The organism is Candidatus Pelagibacter sp. HIMB1623, from assembly GCF_052047695.1.
In the GTDB taxonomy this organism is placed as follows: Bacteria; Pseudomonadota; Alphaproteobacteria; order Pelagibacterales; family Pelagibacteraceae; genus Pelagibacter.
In genome coordinates, this window is record NZ_JBNAJN010000003.1 from 72,159 (window position 1) to 94,530 (window position 22,372).

General features: G+C 31.4%; 28 protein-coding genes. All 28 read left to right on the top strand.

Annotation, left to right across the window (positions count from 1 at the left end; genetic code table 11):
• The first annotated feature begins 7 nt into the window (after positions 1-7).
• The 28 genes from rpoB (at position 8) to rpsM (ending at position 22,371) form a co-directional block, all read left to right on the top strand.
• The gene (gene rpoB / locus ACTTBN_RS01730) at positions 8-4,093 is read left to right on the top strand and encodes a DNA-directed RNA polymerase subunit beta (RefSeq protein WP_440680703.1); all 4,086 of its coding nucleotides are present in this window, start codon (positions 8-10) and stop codon (positions 4,091-4,093) included.
• On the top strand, positions 4,093-8,265 hold the full coding sequence (gene rpoC, locus ACTTBN_RS01735) for a DNA-directed RNA polymerase subunit beta' (protein WP_440680704.1): 4,173 nt from the start codon (positions 4,093-4,095) through the stop codon (positions 8,263-8,265). Before rpoB ends, rpoC begins: the two co-directional genes overlap by 1 nt.
• Positions 8,266-8,434: 169 nt before the next feature.
• Complete coding sequence (rpsL, locus tag ACTTBN_RS01740; protein ID WP_075506813.1) at positions 8,435-8,806, top strand: 30S ribosomal protein S12; 372 nt, start codon at positions 8,435-8,437, stop codon at positions 8,804-8,806.
• Positions 8,806-9,276 carry a 30S ribosomal protein S7 gene (gene rpsG, locus ACTTBN_RS01745; RefSeq protein ID WP_075506812.1) on the top strand — a complete coding sequence of 157 codons (471 nt, stop codon included), beginning with the start codon at positions 8,806-8,808 and terminating at the stop codon, positions 9,274-9,276. The genes rpsL and rpsG overlap by 1 nt, the downstream gene beginning before the upstream one ends.
• A gap of 6 nt (positions 9,277-9,282) precedes the next feature.
• Positions 9,283-11,361: an elongation factor G gene (fusA, locus tag ACTTBN_RS01750; protein ID WP_440676382.1), complete on the top strand. Its 2,079-nt coding sequence runs from the start codon at positions 9,283-9,285 to the stop codon at positions 11,359-11,361.
• Positions 11,361-11,669 (top strand): 30S ribosomal protein S10, encoded by a 309-nt coding sequence (rpsJ, locus tag ACTTBN_RS01755; RefSeq protein WP_023853699.1) that lies wholly within the window; start codon positions 11,361-11,363, stop codon positions 11,667-11,669. The genes fusA and rpsJ overlap by 1 nt, the downstream gene beginning before the upstream one ends.
• Before the next feature lie 2 nt (positions 11,670-11,671).
• Positions 11,672-12,382: a 50S ribosomal protein L3 gene (gene rplC, locus ACTTBN_RS01760; protein ID WP_428080010.1), complete on the top strand. Its 711-nt coding sequence runs from the start codon at positions 11,672-11,674 to the stop codon at positions 12,380-12,382.
• The gene (gene rplD, locus ACTTBN_RS01765) at positions 12,382-13,005 is read left to right on the top strand and encodes a 50S ribosomal protein L4 (RefSeq protein ID WP_262589100.1); all 624 of its coding nucleotides are present in this window, start codon (positions 12,382-12,384) and stop codon (positions 13,003-13,005) included. The genes rplC and rplD overlap by 1 nt, the downstream gene beginning before the upstream one ends.
• A 1-nt stretch (position 13,006) precedes the next feature.
• Positions 13,007-13,300: a 50S ribosomal protein L23 gene (gene rplW, locus ACTTBN_RS01770; protein WP_262589101.1), complete on the top strand. Its 294-nt coding sequence runs from the start codon at positions 13,007-13,009 to the stop codon at positions 13,298-13,300.
• 3 nt (positions 13,301-13,303) lie between these two features.
• On the top strand, positions 13,304-14,143 hold the full coding sequence (gene rplB / locus ACTTBN_RS01775) for a 50S ribosomal protein L2 (protein WP_075506807.1): 840 nt from the start codon (positions 13,304-13,306) through the stop codon (positions 14,141-14,143).
• Entirely contained in the window at positions 14,143-14,433 is a 291-nt protein-coding gene (gene rpsS / locus ACTTBN_RS01780) for a 30S ribosomal protein S19 (RefSeq protein ID WP_075506806.1), read from the top strand. Before rplB ends, rpsS begins: the two co-directional genes overlap by 1 nt.
• A 2-nt stretch (positions 14,434-14,435) precedes the next feature.
• Complete coding sequence (gene rplV, locus ACTTBN_RS01785) at positions 14,436-14,834, top strand: 50S ribosomal protein L22 (protein WP_075506805.1); 399 nt, start codon at positions 14,436-14,438, stop codon at positions 14,832-14,834.
• Positions 14,818-15,498 (top strand): 30S ribosomal protein S3, encoded by a 681-nt coding sequence (rpsC, locus tag ACTTBN_RS01790; protein WP_075506804.1) that lies wholly within the window; start codon positions 14,818-14,820, stop codon positions 15,496-15,498. The genes rplV and rpsC overlap by 17 nt, the downstream gene beginning before the upstream one ends.
• Positions 15,498-15,908, top strand: a complete 411-nt coding sequence (rplP, locus tag ACTTBN_RS01795; protein ID WP_023853707.1) for a 50S ribosomal protein L16 — start codon at positions 15,498-15,500, stop codon at positions 15,906-15,908. Before rpsC ends, rplP begins: the two co-directional genes overlap by 1 nt.
• A complete protein-coding gene (rpmC, locus tag ACTTBN_RS01800) occupies positions 15,909-16,100 on the top strand; it encodes a 50S ribosomal protein L29 (RefSeq protein ID WP_075506802.1) in 192 nt (63 codons plus the stop codon).
• The gene (gene rpsQ / locus ACTTBN_RS01805; RefSeq protein ID WP_428080011.1) at positions 16,093-16,329 is read left to right on the top strand and encodes a 30S ribosomal protein S17; all 237 of its coding nucleotides are present in this window, start codon (positions 16,093-16,095) and stop codon (positions 16,327-16,329) included. The genes rpmC and rpsQ overlap by 8 nt, the downstream gene beginning before the upstream one ends.
• Entirely contained in the window at positions 16,329-16,697 is a 369-nt protein-coding gene (rplN, locus tag ACTTBN_RS01810) for a 50S ribosomal protein L14 (RefSeq protein WP_008544079.1), read from the top strand. The genes rpsQ and rplN overlap by 1 nt, the downstream gene beginning before the upstream one ends.
• Position 16,698: 1 nt before the next feature.
• Entirely contained in the window at positions 16,699-16,944 is a 246-nt protein-coding gene (rplX, locus tag ACTTBN_RS01815; protein WP_262589105.1) for a 50S ribosomal protein L24, read from the top strand.
• Positions 16,944-17,498 (top strand): 50S ribosomal protein L5, encoded by a 555-nt coding sequence (rplE, locus tag ACTTBN_RS01820; RefSeq protein ID WP_262589106.1) that lies wholly within the window; start codon positions 16,944-16,946, stop codon positions 17,496-17,498. Before rplX ends, rplE begins: the two co-directional genes overlap by 1 nt.
• 2 nt (positions 17,499-17,500) lie before the next feature.
• Entirely contained in the window at positions 17,501-17,806 is a 306-nt protein-coding gene (rpsN, locus tag ACTTBN_RS01825; RefSeq protein ID WP_075506797.1) for a 30S ribosomal protein S14, read from the top strand.
• An 11-nt stretch (positions 17,807-17,817) separates the two neighbouring features.
• On the top strand, positions 17,818-18,213 hold the full coding sequence (gene rpsH / locus ACTTBN_RS01830; protein WP_428080012.1) for a 30S ribosomal protein S8: 396 nt from the start codon (positions 17,818-17,820) through the stop codon (positions 18,211-18,213).
• Positions 18,213-18,752 carry a 50S ribosomal protein L6 gene (gene rplF, locus ACTTBN_RS01835; RefSeq protein ID WP_262589108.1) on the top strand — a complete coding sequence of 180 codons (540 nt, stop codon included), beginning with the start codon at positions 18,213-18,215 and terminating at the stop codon, positions 18,750-18,752. The genes rpsH and rplF overlap by 1 nt, the downstream gene beginning before the upstream one ends.
• A complete protein-coding gene (gene rplR, locus ACTTBN_RS01840) occupies positions 18,752-19,108 on the top strand; it encodes a 50S ribosomal protein L18 (RefSeq protein WP_262589109.1) in 357 nt (118 codons plus the stop codon). Before rplF ends, rplR begins: the two co-directional genes overlap by 1 nt.
• Before the next feature lie 2 nt (positions 19,109-19,110).
• Positions 19,111-19,626, top strand: coding sequence for a 30S ribosomal protein S5 (gene rpsE, locus ACTTBN_RS01845; RefSeq protein ID WP_075506793.1), 516 nt, complete (start codon positions 19,111-19,113; stop codon positions 19,624-19,626).
• The gene (gene rplO, locus ACTTBN_RS01850) at positions 19,626-20,078 is read left to right on the top strand and encodes a 50S ribosomal protein L15 (protein ID WP_075506792.1); all 453 of its coding nucleotides are present in this window, start codon (positions 19,626-19,628) and stop codon (positions 20,076-20,078) included. Before rpsE ends, rplO begins: the two co-directional genes overlap by 1 nt.
• 9 nt (positions 20,079-20,087) lie before the next feature.
• Positions 20,088-21,368, top strand: a complete 1,281-nt coding sequence (secY, locus tag ACTTBN_RS01855; RefSeq protein ID WP_075506791.1) for a preprotein translocase subunit SecY — start codon at positions 20,088-20,090, stop codon at positions 21,366-21,368.
• A complete protein-coding gene (locus tag ACTTBN_RS01860) occupies positions 21,369-21,932 on the top strand; it encodes an adenylate kinase (protein ID WP_440656745.1) in 564 nt (187 codons plus the stop codon). It begins immediately after the preceding gene.
• Positions 21,933-21,987: 55 nt separating this feature from the next.
• Complete coding sequence (rpsM, locus tag ACTTBN_RS01865; protein ID WP_075506789.1) at positions 21,988-22,371, top strand: 30S ribosomal protein S13; 384 nt, start codon at positions 21,988-21,990, stop codon at positions 22,369-22,371.
• Position 22,372: the final 1 nt, after the last annotated feature.

Here is a 22,372-nt window from a genome sequence, read left to right on the forward strand (position 1 = left end):
AATATAGATGCAATTATCTTTTACTGAAAAGAAAAACATTAGAAAAAGTTTTGGTAAATTAAAGGAAAGTTTATCAATACCAAATTTAATAGAAGTTCAAAAAAATTCTTATAAAGAATTAACTGAATTTTATGCTGAAACAGAACTTACAAAAGGTTTTGATAGAGTATTCAAAAGTATATTTCCAATTGAAGATTTAAATGACAAAGCAACTTTAGAGTATGTTTCTTATAGATTAGAAAAGCCAAAATTTGATGTAGAAGAATGTATTGCTAGAGGTTTGACTTATTCTTCAGCACTTAAATGCACTCTAAGATTAGTTGTTTATGAAATAGACCAAGAGAACAACACTAAAGATATTTTATCAGCTAAAGAGCAAGAGGTTTATATGGGTGAAGTACCAATGATGACAAACAGTGGTACTTTTATAACTAATGGAGTTCAGCGTGTTGTTGTTAATCAAATGCACAGAAGTCCTGGAGTATTTTTTGATCATGACAAAGGAAAGACACATGCAAGTGGTAAATTGTTATTTAATTGCAGAGTAATACCAAATAGAGGCTCATGGTTAGATTTCGAATATGATGTAAAAGATTTTTTATATTTTAAAATAGATAGAAAAAAGAAAATTTACGCATCTACATTATTATTAGCTTTAGGATTTACTAAATCGGAAATTGTTGATGAGTTTTATGAAAGTGAACAATACACTTTTGACACCAAGACAGAAAAATGGAAAACAAAATTTAATCCTGAAAATTATAAAGCCAAAAACTTTTCTGAGGAAGTAATTGATGCTAAAACTGGTGAAGTTGTAGTAAAATTAGGTGACAAAATTAATTTTCTAACCGCTAAGAAATTAGCTAATGATGGACTTAAAGATATTTTGGTATCGAGAGAGTCTCTTTTTGGAAAATTTCTTCATAGAGATGTTAAAGTAAATGAAGAAGAAGATGGTGTTTTTAAAATTGGTACAGAGTTAAACGACACCATAATCCAACAAATTTTAGATGCCAATATTTATTCTCTTCAAATATCTGTCACTAATTCAATTAATAAAGGGCCTTATTTATTAACAACCGTTTTAGCAGATAAAAATAATTCAAAAGACGAAGCTATTACAGAAATTTATAAAATGTTAAGACCAGGTGAGCCACCTACAATTGAGATAGCTACTCAAATATTTAATAATCTTTTCTTTAGTTCTGATAGATACGATCTGTCTGACGTTGGTAGAGTAAAAATGAACTCGAGACTAAATCAGGAGTGTTCAGATAAAATTACAATTTTAAGAAATGATGACATTATTGCGATCATACATAAAATGTTAGATTTACGTGATGGTAAAGATGATGTTGATGATATCGATCACTTAGGTAACAGAAGAGTACGTTCTGTAGGTGAGCTAGTAGAAAATCAGGCAAGAATTGGTGTTTATAGAATGGAAAGAGCAATCAAAGAGAAAATGACTACCTTGGATGTTGAGTCTGCGATGCCACAAGATTTAATAAACGCTAAACCATTAACAGTCTCACTTAAAGATTTCTTTGCGAGCTCACAGCTTTCTCAATTTATGGATCAAACAAATCCACTTTCTGAAATTACACACAAACGAAGGGTTTCAGCTTTAGGACCTGGAGGTCTTACAAGAGAAAGAGCTGGTTTTGAGGTTCGTGACGTTCACCCAACTCATTATGGAAGAATTTGTCCAATCGAAACACCTGAAGGACCAAATATTGGTTTAATTAATAGTTTATCAACATATGCCAAGATTAATAAATATGGCTTTATTGAAAGCCCTTATAAAAAAGTTAAAGACGGTGTTGTTCAGGATAAAGTGGAATACTTATCAGCAATGGAAGAAACAAAATTCACTATTGCCCAAGCTAACACCAAACTCGACAAAAATGGAAAAATTATTGAAGAACTAGTTTCTTGCAGACAGAATTTAAATTTTCTTTTATCAAAACCTGATGCAATAGATTACATAGACGTTTCACCTAAGCAACTTGTTTCAGTTGCAGCATCATTAATTCCTTTTTTAGAAAATGATGATGCTAACAGAGCTTTGATGGGATCAAATATGATGAGACAAGCAGTGCCACTATTAAAACCAGAGTCTCCACTTGTAGGAACCGGTATAGAAAGTGATGTTGCATTAGACTCAGGAGTAACTATTGTTGCAAAAAGAGACGGTATAGTTGATAAAATTGATGGAAAAAGAATTGTAATTAAAGCAACTGAGGAAACTGATTTTAGTAAATCTGGTGTTGATATTTACAATCTTCAAAAATTTAAAAGATCAAATCAAAATACGTGTATTAACCAAAAACCTCTTGTTCGTGTTGGTGACAAGGTTAAATCAGGTGATATCATTGCGGATGGTCCTTCAACAAAACTAGGTGAATTAGCTTTAGGTAAAAATGTAACAGTAGCCTTCATGCCATGGCAAGGTTATAATTTTGAAGATTCTATTTTGATTTCTGAAAGATGTGTGACAGATGATGTATTTACATCTGTTCATATAGTTGAATACGAAATAATGGCTAGAGATACGAAGCTTGGTGAAGAAGAAATCACGAGAGATATACCAAATGTAAATGAAGAAGCTTTAAAAAACCTTGATGAGTCTGGAATTGTTTATATTGGTGCGGAAGTCAATGCTGGTGATATTTTAGTTGGTAAAGTAACTCCTAAAGGAGATTCTGCCTCAGGTCCTGAAGAAAAATTATTGAGATCTATATTTGGAGAAAAAGCAATCGATGTTACTGATACATCTTTAAGAATGTCTAGAGGTTCTAGTGGAACAGTAGTAGATGTTAGAGTTTTTAATAGACATGGAATTGAGAAAGATGAAAGATCAATCACAATTGAAAGAGCTGAAATTGAACAAGTTCAACAAGATAAAATTGTTGAAGAAGAAATTTTAGAGAGAAGTATTAAACAGAGAGCCTCTCAAATATTATCAGGCTCATCATTAACTAAAAAAGTCAAGGAACTGTCTGAGGGTACGAAATTAGACTTTGATGCAATAAACAATCTATCTATAAATGATGTTTTCAAAATTACAGTTGGAAATGTAAATGATGAAGCTACTTTAGCTCAACTTAAAGATCAATACAACAAAGCCAAACAAGACATAACAGAAAGATTTGAAGATAAAGTTTTAAAAATTAGAAGTGGTGATGATTTATTACCAAGTGTAATGAAAATGGTAAAAGTTTTTGTTGCTATCAAAAGAAGATTAAGACCAGGTGATAAAATGTCAGGTAGACATGGTAACAAAGGAGTGGTGAGTAAAATTGTGCCAGTTGAAGACATGCCATATAGAGAAGATGGAAGACCAGTAGATATTGTCTTAAACCCTCTTGGTGTTCCAAGTAGGATGAACGTCGGTCAAATTTTAGAAACACATTTAGGATGGGCTTGTAAAGAATTTGGTGAACAGATTAAAAACTTAGTTAATGAAAATAACAAAAAAATAGAAAGAACTGAAAAAATAGAAAAATTCTTAAAATCTGTTTATGGAGAAGATACTTTTAATGAAAAGGTAGATAAATTAAGTAAGAACGAATTTAAAGATCTTTGTGAAAACTTACAAAATGGTATTGCAATATCAACACCAGTATTTGATGGCGCTAAAGAAAAGAACGTAACTGACATGTTAGAGTTAGCTAACTTACCTGGATCTGGTCAAACTTATTTATGGGATGGTAGAACTGGGGAAAAATTTGATAGACCAGTCACTGTTGGGATAATTTACATGTTGAAACTTCATCACTTGGTTGAAGATAAAATTCATGCAAGATCAACTGGTCCTTATAGTTTAGTTACACAACAGCCTCTTGGTGGTAAAGCGCAGTTAGGTGGTCAAAGATTTGGAGAAATGGAAGTATGGGCTCTTGAAGCATATGGAGCTTCATACACACTTCAAGAAATATTGACTGTTAAATCAGACGATGTTGCTGGAAGAGTTAAAGTTTACGAAACTATAGTTAAAGGTGAAGAGAATTTCGAGTCTGGTATACCAGAGTCATTTAACGTACTCGTTAAAGAAATAAAATCATTAGCATTAAATGTGGAGCTTAATTAATGAAAAAAGAATTAACAGATTTATTTAAAGGTAGTGAAATTTCCGAAGCACAGAATTTTAATAGCATAAAAATTTCTTTAGCTAGTCCTGAGAAAATTAAATCTTGGACATTTGGTGAAATTAAAAAACCAGAAACTATAAATTATAGAACGTTTAGACCCGAGAAAGATGGTCTATTCTGTGCAAGAATTTTTGGACCAATCAAAGATTACGAATGTTTATGCGGTAAGTATAAACGAATGAAATTTAGAGGTATTATCTGTGAAAAATGTGGCGTTGAAGTAACAAAATCTAATGTAAGAAGAGAGAGAATGGGCCACATTAATCTTGCAACACCTGTGGCACATATTTGGTTCTTAAAATCGTTACCAAGTAGAATTGCACTTGCTGTTGATATGAAGTTGAAAGAAATCGAGAGAGTTCTTTATTTTGAAAACTTTATAGTAATCGAACCAGGACTAACTGGATTACAAAAAAATCAACTTTTAAATGAGGAAGAATTAGCAAAATATCAAGATGAATTTGGAGAGGAAAGCTTTACCGCAGGTATAGGAGCAGAAGCTGTACTTGAAATGTTAAAAAATCTTGACTTAGAATTAGAAAGAAAAAATCTTGTTAGCTTTATTAAGGAAACTAAATCTAAAGTTAATGAAGAAAGAGCAATTAAGAGATTAAAGTTAATAGAATCATTTATTGAAACTGGTCAGAAACCAGAGTGGATGATTATGACTGTAGTGCCAGTTATTCCACCAGAATTAAGACCTCTTGTGCCTTTAGACGGTGGTAGATTTGCTACTTCAGATCTTAATGATCTATACAGAAGAGTTATTAACAGAAACAATAGATTAAAAAGATTAATGGACCTTAAGGCTCCAGACATCATTGTTAGAAATGAAAAAAGAATGCTTCAAGAGTCTGTTGATGCTCTTTTCGACAATGGAAGAAGAGGTCGTGTTATTACTGGAACAGGAAAAAGACCACTCAAATCTCTTGCAGAAATGCTTAAAGGTAAGCAGGGTAGATTTAGACAAAATTTATTAGGAAAAAGGGTAGATTACTCTGGAAGATCAGTAATTGTTGTTGGTCCAGACTTAAAATTACATGAGTGCGGATTACCCAAAAAAATGGCTTTGGAGTTATTTAAACCATTTTTATACGCAAGATTAAACAAATTAGGTTTAGCATCTACAATTAAACAAGCTAAAAAATTAGTAGAGAAAGAAACTAATGCTGTATGGGATGCATTAGAGTTAATCGTAAGAGAGCACCCTGTTTTATTAAATAGAGCACCAACACTTCATAGACTTGGTGTTCAAGCTTTTGAACCAAAATTAATTGAAGGTGATGCAATTGAGCTACACCCTTTAACTTGTGCAGCTTTTAATGCTGATTTTGATGGTGACCAAATGGCAGTTCATGTACCTTTAAGTTTAGAAGCTCAGTTGGAAGCAAGAATATTAATGCTATCAACGAACAACATTTTATCTCCTTCAAATGGTAAACCTATAATCGTTCCAAGTCAGGATATGATTTTAGGAATATATTATCTTTCACAGGAACCAGTAACGGATAAACCATCTGGATACTTTACTAATTCTGATCAAATAGAGTTTGCATTATCTTCAGGTGAAATTAACGTTCATAGCACTATTATTTCAAGATATGAAACTGTTGATGAACAAGGAAATAAGAAAATTGAAAAATATACATCAACTGCAGGAAGATTTTTATTAGCCAACCTATTACCAAAAAATAGCAATATTAAATTTTCATTAGTTGATAGATTGCTACCAAAAAAAGTTGTTTCTGAAATAATTGATGTGGTTTTCAGATTCTGTGGTCAGAAAACGACAGTTATTTTCTGTGATAAACTTAAAGATTTAGGATTTAAGCATGCATTTAAAGCAGGAATTTCATTTGGAAAAGATGATTTAATTATTCCTGAAAATAAAACTCAATTAATTGATGATACTAAAAAATTAATTGCAGATTATGAAACTCAATACGCCGAAGGTTTGATTACAAGAGGTGAGAAGTACAACAAGGTTGTCGACGCATGGTCTAAATGTACTGATAAAGTTGCGGGTGAAATGATGAAAAGAATTTCTGCAACTGAAAAAACAGAGGAAGGTTTAAAAATAAATTCAGTATTTATGATGGCTGATAGCGGTGCTAGAGGTTCAGCAGCGCAAATGAAACAATTGGCTGGTATGAGAGGATTAATTGCAAAACCTTCAGGTGAAATTATTGAGAGTCCAATTATCTCTAACTTTAAAGAAGGTTTAACAGCTTTAGAGTATTTTAATTCTACACACGGAGCAAGAAAAGGATTAGCAGATACTGCGCTTAAAACAGCAAGCTCTGGATATTTAACAAGAAGATTGTGTGATGTTGCTCAAGATTTAACAGTAACAAAAATTAAATGTGAAGAACCAGGTTTTATTGAACTATCAGAGATTTTAGAGGGTGGTAATGTAGTCGTTAGTTTAGCAGAAAGAGCGCTAGGTAGAGTTACAGCTGCTGAGGTGAAAAATCCTTTAAGTGGTGAAGTAATAATCAAAAAGTCTGAAATGATTGATGAGGCAGGATGTGATAAGATTGATGCAGCAGGTGTTAAATCTATAAAAGTTTATTCAGTAATGACTTGTAGTTCTAAAGAGGGTGTTTGTGCTACTTGTTACGGAAGAGATTTATCTAGAGGTAAAATGGTGCATGTGGGTGAAGCAATTGGTATGATTTCAGCTCAATCAATTGGAGAACCAGGTACGCAGCTAACAATGAGAACATTCCACGTTGGAGGAACAGCTTCGGTCAAACAAGATAACCAAATTATTAGCAAAAGCGATGGGACATTAAAAATTATTAACTCAAATATTCTAGAAGACTCAAAAAAGAATTTAATTGTTATGGGAAGAAATACTCAACTTTCTATTGAGGATGATAAAGGAGTTCAAATAGCAGTTTATAAAGTTGCTTATGGATCAAGATTATTTTTTAATAATGGAGATAAAGTTAAAGCAAATACAAAAATTTGTGAGTGGGATCCATATACAACTCCAGTTATTGCTGAAAAGAGTGGTATTGCAAGTTATGTTGATTTGATAGATGGTGTTTCAATTCAAGAAACTACTGATGATGCAACTGGTATTTCATCAAAATCTGTGATTGATTGGAGAGGTCAATCTAAGAGTACAGATTTAAAACCAAGAATTACTTTAAGAGATGAAAAAGGAAATGTAATTAAAAAAGCAGATGACAATGAAGCTAGATATTACTTAGTACCAGATTCAATTTTATCAATTAAAGATGGTCAAAAAGTTTATGCTGGTGATGTTATTGCAAGATTACCTAAAGAAACAACGAAAACTAAAGATATTACTGGAGGTCTTCCAAGAGTAGCTGAACTTTTTGAAGCTAGAAAAGCTAAGGACAGTGCTATTATAGCCGAAAACGATGGAAGTGTTGTTTTTGGAAAAGAAGTTAGAGGTAAACAAAGAATTTCGATTGTTCCTGAAGACGGATCAGAAGCATCAAATTATTTAATTCCAAAAGGAAAACACATTAACTTTAATCCTGGTGAAAAAATTCAAAAAGGTGAATATCTTTTAGATGGACAGCCATTACCGCATGATATTTTAAGAATTTTAGGCATTAAAGAATTAACAGAATATTTTGTTAATCAAGTTCAAGAAGTATATCGATTACAAGGTGTAATTATTAACGATAAACATATTGAAACAATTCTAAGACAAATGCTTAAGAAAGTTGAAGTTAAGGTATCTGGAGATTCAAGTTATTTACCAGGTGAAGTGGTTGATAGAATCAAGTTTGATAATACTAATGAAAAATTAGTTGCTGAAGGCAAAACTCCTGCAGTTGGAGAAAGAGTTTTAATGGGTATTACTAAAGCTTCACTTCAAACAGAATCATTCATTTCTGCTGCATCTTTCCAAGAGACAACAAGAGTATTAACAGATGCTGCAATTAAAGGGAAAGTTGATCCATTAAACGGTTTAAAAGAGAACGTAATTGTTGGAAGATTAGTTCCTGCTGGAACGGGTAATATCAAGAACAGATGGAACAACAAGGCCTTGGAAGATGATAATAGCTTCTTAGCAGAACAGGATAAACTTGAAGCTTCTGAGCCTGAAGAAACACAAGTAAATCAATAAAAAAATCACCTAAAAATTGCAGTTTTAGTTTGACAATAGCTGATTAATAAGTATTTTGGCGATGTTTTTGGTTGGAATGTAGTGCTCTTAAGGTACTAAACGCTGCCACAAAATAACCTGTCAGTTATTTTCATCTCAAAAATAAATTAATTAATTTTAAAAAAGAATTATGCCAACTATTAATCAGTTGTTAAGAAAAAAAAGAGTTAAACAAGTTTCTAGAAACAAAGTTCCTGCTTTACAAAAGCAACCTTTAAAAAGAGGTGTTTGTGTTAAAGTTTATACAACCACTCCAAAAAAACCAAACTCTGCATTAAGAAAAGTTGCTAGAGTTAGATTGTCAAACGGTTTTGAAGTAACTGCTTATATTCCAGGCGAAGGTCATAATTTACAAGAACACTCTGTAGTACTAATTAGAGGTGGAAGGGTTAAAGATTTACCTGGTGTTAGATATCATATCTTAAGAGGAAATTTAGATACACAAGGTGTTGCAAATAGAAAACAGAGAAGATCTTTATACGGAACAAAAAAAGGTAAATAATGTCTAGAAAAAAAACTCAACCCAAAAAAAATGTAGTTCCTGATCCAAAATTTAATTCAACTATAATTCCAAAATTAATAAACAACATTATGTATGATGGCAAAAGAGGTATTGCTGCAAAAATAGTTTATGAAGCAATAGAAAAAATTAAAACAAAAACTAAAGATGAACCTATAAATATTTTTAATGAAGCAATTAACAATATCAAACCAACTGTAGAGGTTAGATCACGAAGAGTAGGTGGTGCAACATACCAAGTGCCAGTTGAGGTAAAAAGCAAAAGAGCTCAAGCACTTGCAATAAGATGGTTAGTTGATTCAGCAAGAAAAAGAAAAGACAAACACATGGCAGATAAAATTTTTAACGAACTGTATGATGCTTATGAAAAAAAAGGTGCTGCAGTAAAAAAACGAGAGGATGTTCATAAAATGGCAGAGTCTAATAAGGCATTTGCTCATTTTAGATGGTAAAATATTATGGCTAGAACTCATACATTAGATAAATATAGAAACATTGGGATCATGGCCCACATAGACGCTGGTAAAACAACTACTACAGAAAGAATTTTATATTATACAGGAAAAAGTCATAAAATTGGTGAAGTACATGATGGTGCTGCAACAATGGATTGGATGGAGCAAGAACAAGAAAGAGGTATCACAATTACTTCTGCAGCAACAACTTGTTTCTGGAATGACCACAGAGTTAACATAATCGATACTCCAGGCCACGTAGATTTTACAATTGAAGTTGAAAGATCTTTAAAAGTATTAGACGGTGCTGTGGCTGTATTTGATGGAGTTGCTGGTGTAGAGCCTCAATCTGAGACAGTATGGAGACAAGCAGACAAATATAAAGTTCCACGAATTTGTTTTGTAAATAAACTTGATAGAACGGGTGCAGATTTCTTTAGATGTGTTGACATGATCAGAGATAGATTGGGTGCTAAACCATTAGTTTTACAAGTTCCTATTGGAATTGAAGCTTCTTTAACTGGTGTTGTTGATCTTGTTAAAATGAAAGCTCAAGTATGGAAAAATGAAGCTTTAGGCGCAGAGTGGGAATATAAAGATATACCTGATGATTTAAAAGAAATTTCAGAAAAATACAGAACTGAATTAATTGAGTCTGCAGTTGAGCAAGACGAAAAGCTAATGGAAGCGTATTTAAATGGTGATGAAATTAAAGAGGAAGATTTAGTTAAATGTATCAGAAAAGGAACTTTAAATTTTAGCTTTGTGCCTGTTTTAACTGGTTCAGCTTTTAAAAATAAAGGTGTCCAACCTTTATTAGATGCAGTTATTAATTACCTTCCAAGTCCAGTGGATATTGGATCTATTAAAGGAACAAAACTTGGTTCTGATGATGAGATTGAAATGAAATTCGAAGATGGATCGTCTTTTTCAGGATTAGCATTTAAAGTTGCGAATGATCCATTTGTTGGTTCATTAACATTTGTTAGAATTTATTCTGGTACAATTAAATCTGGTACAGCTGTGTACAATTCTTCATCAGATAAAGAAGAAAGAGTTGGTCGTATGCTTTTAATGCATGCAAACTCTAGAGAAGATATTAAAGAAGCAAATGCAGGTGATATTGTTTCTTTGGCAGGTTTAAAAAATACAATGACAGGACACACTTTGTGTGACAAAGAAAATCCTGTTTTATTAGAGCCAATGGAATTCCCTGAACCAGTAATTGAAATTGCTGTTGAGCCTAAAACAAAAGGTGACCAAGAAAAAATGGGCGAAGCTTTAGCAAGATTAGCTAAAGAAGATCCTTCATTTAGAGTTTCATCTGACGAGGAATCTGGTCAGACAATCATCAAAGGAATGGGTGAGCTTCATCTAGATATTATTGTTGATCGTATGAAAAGAGAATTTAAAGTTGAAGCAAATGTTGGTGCTCCACAAGTTGCTTACAGAGAAACAATAGAAAAGTCAGCTGAATTTGAATACATACACAAAAAACAAAGTGGTGGTGCTGGCCAATTTGCTAAAGTAAAATTATTTGTTGAACCTCAAGAACCAGGTAAGGGTAGAGAGGTTGAAAGTGCCATAAAAGGTGGAGCTATTCCAAAAGAATTTATCCCTGGTGTTGAAAAAGGTATTGAGACAGTTTCTGATAGTGGAATACTAGCAGGTTTTCCTATGATTGATTATAAAGTAACAATTGTTGACGGTCTGCATCATGATGTAGACTCAAGCGTTCTAGCATTTGAACTTGCCAGCAGGGCATGTTTTAAAGAAGCTTGTACTCAAGGTGGACTAAAGCTTTTAGAGCCTATTATGAGAGTGGAAGTTGTTACTCCAGAAGATTATATGGGTGATGTAATTGGTGATTTAAACAGTAGAAGAGGCCAAATTAGCACTCAAGAGCAAAGAGGAAATGCAACTGTTATAACAGCAATGGTCCCTTTAGCTAATATGTTTGGCTACATTAATAATCTAAGATCAATGTCACAAGGAAGAGCGCAATATTCAATGTTCTTCGATCATTATTCTAAAGTTCCACAAAACGTTCAAGATGAAGTAACTAAAAAGGTAGCAGGTTAATGGAAAAACAAAATATTAGAATTAAATTAAGAGCATACGACAATAAAGTTTTAGATGCTTCTACCGAAGAAATAGTTAATACAGTTAAAAGAACTGGAGCCACTATAAAGGGTCCAATACCACTTCCTACGAGAATTGAAAGATACACAGTTTTAAGATCTCCACACATTGATAAAAAAAGTAGAGAGCAATTTGAGTCTAGAACTCACAAAAGATTAATTGATATTATTGAACCAACACCACAAACAGTAGAGGCTTTAATGAAACTAGACTTAGCTTCAGGTGTAGATGTGGAGATAAAAATATAATTATGAGTGAGATAGCTTTATTAGGTAAGAAAATTGGCATGACTAGAGAGTTTTATAAATCTGGTCAATTAGTGCCTGTTACAGTTCTTAAAGTTGAAAAAGCTAGAGTTATTCAAGTAATTGAGGAAGAAAAAAGAGGTTATAAAGCTGTTCAACTTGGATACGGAAAAATAAAAAATTCAAAATTAACAAAAGCAATGAAGGGTGTTTTTGCAAAGAAAAACACTGAAGCTAAGAAAAAATTAAAAGAATTTAGAGTAAACGACACTTCTGCTTACAAAGAAGGAAATGAATTTGGTTTAGAAATTTTCAAAGATATAAAATTTGTAGACACAAGATCAAAAACGATTGGTAAAGGTTTTGCTGGTGCAATGAAGAGACATAATTTTGGGGGCTTAAGAGCCAGCCACGGTGTTTCTATTTCTCATAGAGCTCATGGTTCAACTGGACACAGTCAAGATCCTGGTAAAGTTTTTAAAGGAAAAAAAATGGCTGGCCATATGGGTGATAAGTTAAGAACAATGCAAAATATCGAAATAATTAAAACAGATTTAGAAAATGAGTTACTTTATTTAAAAGGATCTATTCCAGGATCAAAAAATGCTGAAGTAATGGTTAAAAGATCAGTCAAAAATATAAATAAAATGACAATCAGTGAAAAATTAGCTGCAGCTGAGGAAGCAAAAAAAACACCAGATAAGAAGAAAAAATAATGAAATTAGATAAAATTAGCATAGACGGAAAAAAAGATACTATTGAAGTGTTAGATAAAATATTTTCTGCAAAAATTAATCAAAAGTTAGTTGCTAGCGTTTTATATAAAACAAATGCCAACTACAAAGGTAGACACGCTAAAACTAAACAACAAAATGAAGTAAAAGGTCCAACATCAAAAATTTATGCACAAAAAGGAACTGGAGGAGCAAGACACGCTAGTAGAAAAGCTCCTATTTTTGTTGGTGGTGGTATAGCTCATGGTCCAAAAGGTGAATTAGCTTACAAAAAAAGAAAGTTAAATAAAAATGAAAAGAAACAAAGTGTTGCTTCTTTAATTACTGAAAAAAATAATAATAAGAACTTATTAATTTTAAATGATTTTAATTCTGAAATTAAAAAAACAAAAGAAATGAATTCAATAATTAATAAACTAGAGATTTCTAATTCATTAATTATTCTTGATAAAAATTCAAAAGATAAGATAGAAAAATCTGTGAGAAATATTCCAAACGTAAAAGTTACTGACGTAAATCATTTTAGCGCGTACGATATTATAAAATTTAAGAAAGTAGTTTTTACCGAAAGTTCAGTAAAAGAATTGGAGAAAAGGTATTCTTAATATGGATAAAATTCATTTATACGACAAAATTCTTTTTCCAGTTGTTACTGAGAAATCAACAAACTTATCTGAATTGAATAAAATTACTTTCAAGGTTCCTGATGGTGCTAACAAAAAAAACCTGAAAAAAAATATTGAAAAAATTTTTAAGGTTAATGTCACTAAAATTAACATCATCAATAAACAAAATAGAACTAAACTTACTAGAGGTAAAAAAGTGAAAGTTTCAGGATACAAAAAAGCAATCATAACTTTAAAAAAAGGTCAAAGCATTGATCTAACAACAGGAATTTAAAAAATGGCATTAAAAACTTTTAAACCATACACAAAATCTACTAGAGGTACTATTTTAGTAGATAGAACAGGGCTATGGAAAGGCAAACCTTTTAAAACTCTTGTTTCCCCAAAAAATGCTATGAAGGGTAGAAATAATAATGGACACATCACTTCAATTAACAGAGCGGGTGGTCATAAGAAAATGTATAGACATGTTGATTTTTATAGAAAAAAATTTGACATGGAGGCTACTGTTGAAAGAATAGAATACGATCCGAATAGATCTTGCTACATCATGTTGGTTAAATTTGAAGATGGAACACATTCGTATTTTTTAGCTCCTCAAAAAATTAAAGTTGGAGATAAGATTGAGAGTGGATCAAAAAAAGAAATTAAAATTGGAAATTGCATGCCGTTACAAGATATACCTGTTGGTATCAATATTCATAACGTTGAAATTCAACCAGGTGGTGGCGGTAAAATAGCTAGAGCAGCTGGTTCTTCAGTTACGATTAGTGGATTAGATGGAAATTATAGTTTAATTAAATTAGCTTCAGGTGAAGTACGTAAAATAGATTCTAGAGCTTTAGCTACTATTGGAATTTTAAGTAATCCTGATCAAAAAAATATTAAAATTGGAAAAGCTGGTAGATCAAGATGGTTAGGAAGAAGACCTCATACTAGAGGTGTTGTTAAGAATCCAGTTGATCACCCACATGGAGGTGGTGAAGGTAAGTCAGCAGGAGGAAGGCATCCAGTGTCTCCAACAGGACAATCAGCAAAAGGTTTAAAAACTAGAGATAACAAGAGAACAGATAAATTTATAGTTAAGAGAAGAAATAAAAGGAAGGATACTAAGTAATGGCTAGAGCTGTATGGAAAGGACCATTTGTTGAAGAAAGCTTGATGAAAAAAGTAGACAAGTACAAAGATGATCCGAAGAAAATTCCAATTAAAACATGGTCTAGAAAGTCTACTATTCTTCCAGATTTTGTAGGGGTAGCTTTTCAAATATATAACGGTAAGAAATTTATACCAATAACAGTTTCAGAGGATATGGTGGGTCATAAATTAGGAGAGTTTGCTCCAACAAGAACTTTTTTTGGACACACACCAGCTGATAAGAAAGCTAAACCAGCAGAGAAAAAATAATTATGGGCAAGAAAAAGAAAATTGATAAAAACAACGATAAGACTGTAAAGTCTATAAACAATGGAATTAGATCAAGCGTAAGAAAGATTAATCCAATTTTAAAAAGTATTGTTGGTAAAAAGGTTGATGTAGCTATTAGAGACCTGCAGTTTTCTGAAAAAAGAGTTACAAGAGATATTAGAAAGACAATTAGCTCAGCTGTTGCAAACGCTGAAAATAACTTTCAATATGATATTGACAATTTAATTGTCAAAGAGGCGTATTGTGGAAAAAAAATTGTTATGAAAAGATTTAGACCAAGAGCAAAAGGTAGAGCGGCACCAATTTTAAAACCTTGGTCAACAGTAACTATAATTTTATCAGAGGCAAAACAAATGGAGAAACATGGGACAAAAGGTTAATCCTGTAGGTTTTAGATTAGGTGTAAACAGAGGTTGGGACTCTGTTTGGTATGCTAAGAAAAAAGATTTTGGCAACTATCTAATTGAAGATTTTAAAATAAGAGAATACATCAAGAAAAATGTAATTAATTCAGGTGTATCTAAAGTGATGATAGAGAGAACATCAAACAAATGTTACGTCACAATTTACACATCAAGACCTGGATTTGTAATTGGTAAAAAAGGTAGTGATATTGATAAAATTAAAAATAACTTATCAAAATTTACGACAAATGAAGTTAACTTAAATATCAAAGAGGTTAAAAAACCTGAAACAAATGCATATTTAGTTGCTGAAAACATTGCACAACAGTTAGTAAAAAGAATTTCATACAGAAGAGCCATGAAAAGAGCCATGCAATCATGTATCAGACTAGGTGCAAAAGGGATTAAAGTTTCAGTAAGTGGAAGATTAGGTGGTAATGAGATCGCTAGAACCGAATGGTTAAGAGATGGTAGTATACCATCACACACTTTAAGAGCAGATATAGATTATGCAGAAGCGGAAGCTCTTACAACATATGGAATTATTGGAATTAAGGTTTGGATCTATAAAGGGGAAGTTTTTGCAAGAGAATTTAGCCAGGAAACAAACAAAGTCACTCCAAAGGAAGGTAAACAATAATGCTTCAGCCAGTAAGAACTAAATGGAGAAAAGCTCATAAAGGAAGAATTCATGGTAATGCTACTAGAGCAAGTACTATTAATTACGGTGCATATGCCTTGAAGGCATTACAGCCTGAAAGAGTTACTGGAAAACAAATTGAAGCTGCTAGGGTTGCTTTAACTAGACACATGAAAAGACAAGGAAGAGTATGGACAAGAATTTTTCCAAATATTCCAGTTTCTAAAAAACCAATAGAAGTTAGAATGGGTAAAGGAAAAGGATCACCAGAATATTTTGCTTGTAGAGTAAAACCTGGAAGAATTTTATTTGAAGTTGATGGTGTTTCTGAACAAATTGCTAAAGAGGCACTTTATAAAGCTTCAGCAAAGTTACCAATAAAAACAAAGACAATAAAGAGATTTGCATAAATGAAAAAACAAGAGATTAAAAAATTAAGCAAAGATGAGGTTATCAAAAATATTGATAAGCTTAAAAAAGACTTATTTAATTTTCGATTTCAAAAAATGAATTCTCAAATAACTAATCCTGCAAAAATTGGAGAAACAAGAAAAACAATTGCAAGATTGAAAACAATTTTAAAAGGAAAATCAAATGCCTAAAAAAATATTAACAGGAGTGGTGATAAGCGACAAACCTAATAAAACAATTACAGTTATGGTAGAGAGAAAATATTCACACCCTGTATTGAAAAAAGTCATTAGAGTCAGAAAAAATTACAATGCTCATGATGAAAATAATACATTTAAAACAGGTGATAAAGTTTCAATTATTGAAAGCAAACCATTTTCAAAAAATAAAAAGTTTCAAGTTATGGAGAATAATAAATAATGATTGGTGTACAGACAGAATTACAAGTTGCTGACAACACAGGTGCAAAAAGAATAGAGTGCATCAAAGTATTGGGTGGATCTAAAAGAAGATATGCCAGTATTGGAGATACAATTGTAATTGCTGTGAAAGAGGCTATCCCTAAGGGCAAAGTAAAGAAAGGAACCGTTCATAAAGCTGTAGTAGTAAGAGTAAAAAAAGGAATTCATAGAAACGATGGATCAAAAGTAAAATTTGATAATAATGCAGCAGTATTAGTTGACGATAAAGGTGAACCAGTTGGTACTAGAATATTTGGCCCTGTAACTAGAGAATTAAGAAGTAGAGGGCAAATGAAAATAATTTCACTAGCGCCGGAGGTTTTATAAGATGATTAAAAAAGGTCTAAAAGTAAGAGTGCTAACTGGAAAAGACAAAAAAAAAGAAGGTGAAGTTATCGAAATCGACAGAGCAAACAATAGAGCCAAAGTAAAAGAAATTAATATGGTTAAAAAACACGTTAAAACAACAAAAGAGAAAAAAGGTGGTATTTTTTCAAAAGAAGGTTTTATTCATTTATCAAATTTAAAATTAATAGATGAAAAAGCAGAAAAGAAAAAAGAGGCTAAGAAATAATGACTCCAAGATTAAAAGAAATTTTTAATAAAGAAATACAACCAGCTTTAAAAGATCAATTTGGCTTCAAAAATATTTACATGGCTCCAAGAATTGAGAAAATTGTTTTGAACATGGGTCTTGGTTTAGATGGTTCAGACTCTAAAATTCTTAAATCATGTGAAGAGGATATGGCTAAGATAACAGGCCAAAAACCTGTAACTACAAAATTTAAAAAATCTGTAGCAAACTTTAAGACAAGAAAAGGGTCTAATGCAGGTTTAAAAGTTACTTTAAGAAAGAACAAAATGTATGAATTTTTAGACAGATTGGTGAATATTGCTCTTCCAAGAATTAAAGATTTTAGAGGATTATCACCGAAAGGTTTTGATAAATTCGGAAATTATACTTTTGGCATAAAGGAACATATCATATTTCCCGAAGTTAGTTTTGATAGAGCTGATAAAGTTAGAGGCTTAGATATCGTTATTGTTATAAAAGCAATTAACAAAGAGCACAGCTTTGCATTATTAGAAAAAATGAATTTTCCATTTATTAAAAAAGGAGACAATTAAAAATGGCTAAACTTAGTGCTGTAAATAAAAACAAAAAAAGAATTAAACTTTCAGACAAAATGTTCAAGAAAAGACAAAATTTGAAAAAAATAATAATGGATAAAAAACTTCCATTAGAGGAAAGATTTAAGGCACAGCAGAAATTATCAAAATTGCCAAGAAATTCAGCTAAAACAAGAGTGATGAATAGATGTGAAATAACAGGTAGACCACATGGTGTTTATAGAAAATTAAAAATATCAAGAATTGCTCTTAGACAATTAGGATTACAAGGAAAAATACCTGGCTTAGTTAAGTCGAGCTGGTAGGAAGGAAAATTATGAGTTTAAGTGACCCAATAGGAGATATGATAGCTAGAGTTAAGAATGCTCAAGCGAGAAATCATAAAAAAGTAGATCTGCCATCATCAAACTTTAAATCAAAAATTGCCGATATACTTAAAAATGAAGGTTTTATAAAAGATTTTAAAATCAGTTCAGAGGATAATAAACCAACATTGTCTTTAGAACTTAAATATCACTCTGGTAACCCAGTTATCAGTGCATTTGAAAGAGTTTCTAAACCAGGAAGAAGAATTTTTTCTAGTGCCGAAGGTTTACCTAAAATTAATAACGGTCTTGGTATTGCAATAGTTTCTACACCAAAAGGTGTAATGACTGATATTGACGCCAGAAAACAACGTGTTGGTGGCGAAATTATTTGTAAGGTATTTTAATGTCTAAAATTGGAAAAATAAATATATCAATCCCTGAAAAAGTTAAAGTGGCTTTAGCTGGCAATATTATAAATATAGAAGGGCCATTAGGAAAGAAATCAATAAATATTGATTTGGATATGTTTAATTTGGATATCAAAGAAGGAAAAGAAATTTCAATAAAACCAAAAAAAATTGACCAAAATTCTAAACGACTTTGGGGCATGAACAGAAGTTTGATTAATAATGCTGTGATTGGTTCAAGCACTGGCTATGAAAAAGTGTTAGAGCTTGTAGGTGTTGGATATAGAGCGGCATTAAAAGGAAATCAGCTAAATTTACAATTAGGCTACAGTCATGATATTGATTTTGACATTCCAGAAGGAATTAAAATTGCTGTAGAAAAACAAACTACACTTAAGATCACTGGATCTGACAAACAATTAGTTGGTGAAGTTGCATCAAAAATTAAAACATTTAGAAAAATTGAGCCATATAAGGGTAAAGGTGTTAGAGAAAAGGGCCAATATGTTCTTAAAAAAGAAGGTAAGAAAAAATAATGAAACTAAACACTAGCATTAGAAAAAGATTTAGAGTTAGCAACAAAGTAAAAAAAGTTGCTCCAAAAGATAGATTTAGATTAAGTATTTCAAGATCTGCCAAAAATATTTCAGCTCAAATCATTGATGATACAAAAAAAGTAACTTTATTATCAGCTTCATCCATTGAGAAAGATTTAAAATCATCTGATAAAATTAACAAAACAGAGCTTTCAAAATTAGTTGCCCAAAAACTTGCAAAAAAAGCTCAGGAAAAAAATATTACAAAAATTTATTTTGATAGAGGATCTTATAAATATCATGGTAGAATTAAAGCATTTGCAGACACGTTAAGAGAAAATGGGATGGAATTTTAATTATGGAAAATAACAAAGACAAAAAAACAGACGATATTTTAGAAAAGTTAGTTCATATCAATAGAATTACAAAAGTTGTAAAAGGTGGAAGAAGATTTGGTTTTTCAGCTCTTGTAGTGGTAGGGAATCAGGCTGGAAAAATTGGAATAGCACACGCTAAAGCAAAACAAGTTCCAGATGCAATTAAAAAAGCTAATGAAATGGCTAGAAGAAAATTAACACATATACCTTTGAGAGAAGGAAGAACAATTCATCATGACGTGAAAGCTAAAGATGGCTCTGGTAGAATAGTTTTAAGAGCAGCATCAAAAGGTACAGGTATTATTGCAGGTGGTCCAGTTAGAGCAGTATGTGAGGTATTAGGTGTAAAAGATATTGTTGCTAAATCAATGGGCACATCAAATGCACACAATGTGATTAGAGCTACCATGAAAGCTTTAATGAAACAAAATTCACCAAAACAAATTTCAGCAATAAGAAATAAAAAAATATCAGAAATTATTGAAAAAAGAGGATAATGATTACATTAAATACAAGACAGAAAATTAATAAACCTAAAATTAGAGTAGGAAGAGGTATTGGTTCTGGAAAAGGCAAGACATCTGGGAGAGGTGTTAAAGGTCAAAAATCTAGATCTGGTGTAGCAATTAAAAGTTTTGAAGGTGGTCAAATGCCTTTGTATAGAAGATTACCTAAAAGAGGCTTTAATCCAATTTCCAGAGAAAACATAGCAATTTTAAATTTAGAAAAAATTCAGTCTTATATTGATAAAAAAAATATTAATCCAAATGAAGTGCTTAATTCTTCATCTCTAAAAAAATTAAAATTAATAAACAAAAACTCTACAAAATTAAAAATATTAGGTACTGGAGAGTTAAAAGATAAAATTAATATTGAGGCTGACTTAGCATCAAAATCAGCAATAGAAAAACTAGAAAAAATTGGTGGATCTATTCAATTAAAAAAATAATTTGTTTAAATGAGTGCATCATCTTCAACAAATGATCTAAGAAATAGAATAATTTTTACCATAGCAATTCTTGCAGTATATAGATTTGGTACATTTGTTCCTTTACCAGGAATTGATCCAGAACAATTAAAAATCATGATGGATGGCAATCAAAAAGGGTTACTTGGTATGTTTAATGTTTTTGCTGGAGGAGCAGTTAGTAGAATGGCAATTTTCGCTCTTGGTATAATGCCATACATATCATCTGCTATTATAGTTCAGTTGTTAACAGGGGTTTCAGATTATTTTAAGAATTTAAAAGCACAGGGAGAAACAGGTAGAGCAAAGATTACTCAAATAACAAGATATGGAACAGTTTTACTTGCTACAGTTCAAGGTTATGGTTTATCGGTAGGTTTAGAATCTTCTGCAGATTTGGTAATTAATCCAGGAGCATTTTTTAAAATTACAACAGTGACAACTATTGTTGCTGGTACAATTTTTCTTATGTGGCTAGGAGAACAAATCACTCAAAGAGGAATTGGTAATGGAATTTCTTTAATTATTTTTGCTGGTATTGTTGCCGAAATACCTAGAGCTTTAGTTACAACTTTTGAATTAGGTAGAACAGGTGCTGTGTCAACTTTCATGATCCTAGCAATTTTTGTTCTATTAATATTAACTATTTTATTTGTAGTTTTTATGGAGAGAGCGTTAAGAAAAATTCTTATCAATTACCCTAAAAGACAAATGGGAAATAAAATGTATGGTGGAGAGTCTTCTCATTTGCCATTAAAAATTAACCAAGCAGGAGTAATACCAGCAATTTTTGCATCTGCTTTATTATTGTTACCTGTTACTTTTTCTAATTTTTCTTTTTCAAATAATGAAACTTTTTTAAACTTGAGTTCTTATTTTACTCAAGGTCAACCTTTGTACATGTTGCTATATGCATCTGGTATAATATTTTTTACATTTTTCTATACTTCAATTACATTTAACCCAACTGAAACAGCAGAAAACTTAAGAAAATATGGTGGCTTTGTTCCAGGAATTAGACCTGGTGAAAGTACAGCATTATATATTGAAAATATTTTAACTAAACTTACTACAATAGGTGCTCTATATTTGACTCTTGTATGTTTAATGCCAGAATTTTTAATAGCTAATTATCCAATTCCCTTTTATTTGGGTGGTGCTTCTATTTTAATTGTTGTTGTTGTGGCTATTGATACTGTAACTCAAATTCAAACAAGACTAATGAGTTCTCAATACGAACAATTAATTAAAAAAACTAAATTTGGAAAGTAAGTGAATATAGTTTTGTTTGGACCGCCTGGTGCTGGTAAAGGTACTCAAGCTAAATATTTAGTAAAGAAATTAAATTCCTTTCAGATCTCAACTGGCGAACTTTTAAGAGAAGAAATTTATAAAAATTCGGATATTGGTAAGATGATTACCAATGACATGAAAAATGGTAAATTTGTAAGTGATGAAATTGTAAATAAGCTTATTGAAAATTTAGTTTCTGACCCTCAAAAAAAAAATAGACTAATATTTGATGGATACCCTAGATCTTTGAGCCAAGCAAAAAATTTAGATATCTTACTCGAGGCATCAAATCAAAAGATAGATTTAATTTTGTATCTTAAAGTTGATAAAGATACAGTGGTAAAAAGACTAGAGAAAAGAAAAATTATTGAAAATAGATCAGACGATGAAACAAATACTATTCTAAAACGTTTTGACACATACATGAACACCACAGAGCCAGTTCTTAATTACTACTCAGAGAATCCTAAATTTAAGGAAATTGATGGGAGCTTAGAAATAGACGAAATAACAAGGAAAATAGACACTTTTATAAATGTTTAAGACGTTGACTTTGATTAATCTTCTTATATAAAAGGCACAATTTATCACAAAAATTATGGCTCGTATCGCAGGTATAAACATTCCACAAAATAAACTTGTCCACATTGGACTAACATATATTTATGGAATTGGAGATAAATTCTCACAACAAATTTGTTCTTCTCTAGAAATTCCAAGAGCCAAAAGAGTGAATGAGTTAACTGATGATGAAATTTTAAAAATAAGAGAATACATTGATCAAAATTTTAAAGTGGAAGGAGATCTTAGAAGAGATTATTCTTTAAGTATTAAAAGATTAATAGATCTTGCATGTTATAGAGGAACAAGACATAGAAAAAAATTACCTGTAAGAGGTCAAAGAACAAGATGCAATGCAAGAACAAGAAAAGGAAAAGCAATCGCTATTGCAGGGAAGAAATTAACACCAACTAAAAAATAAT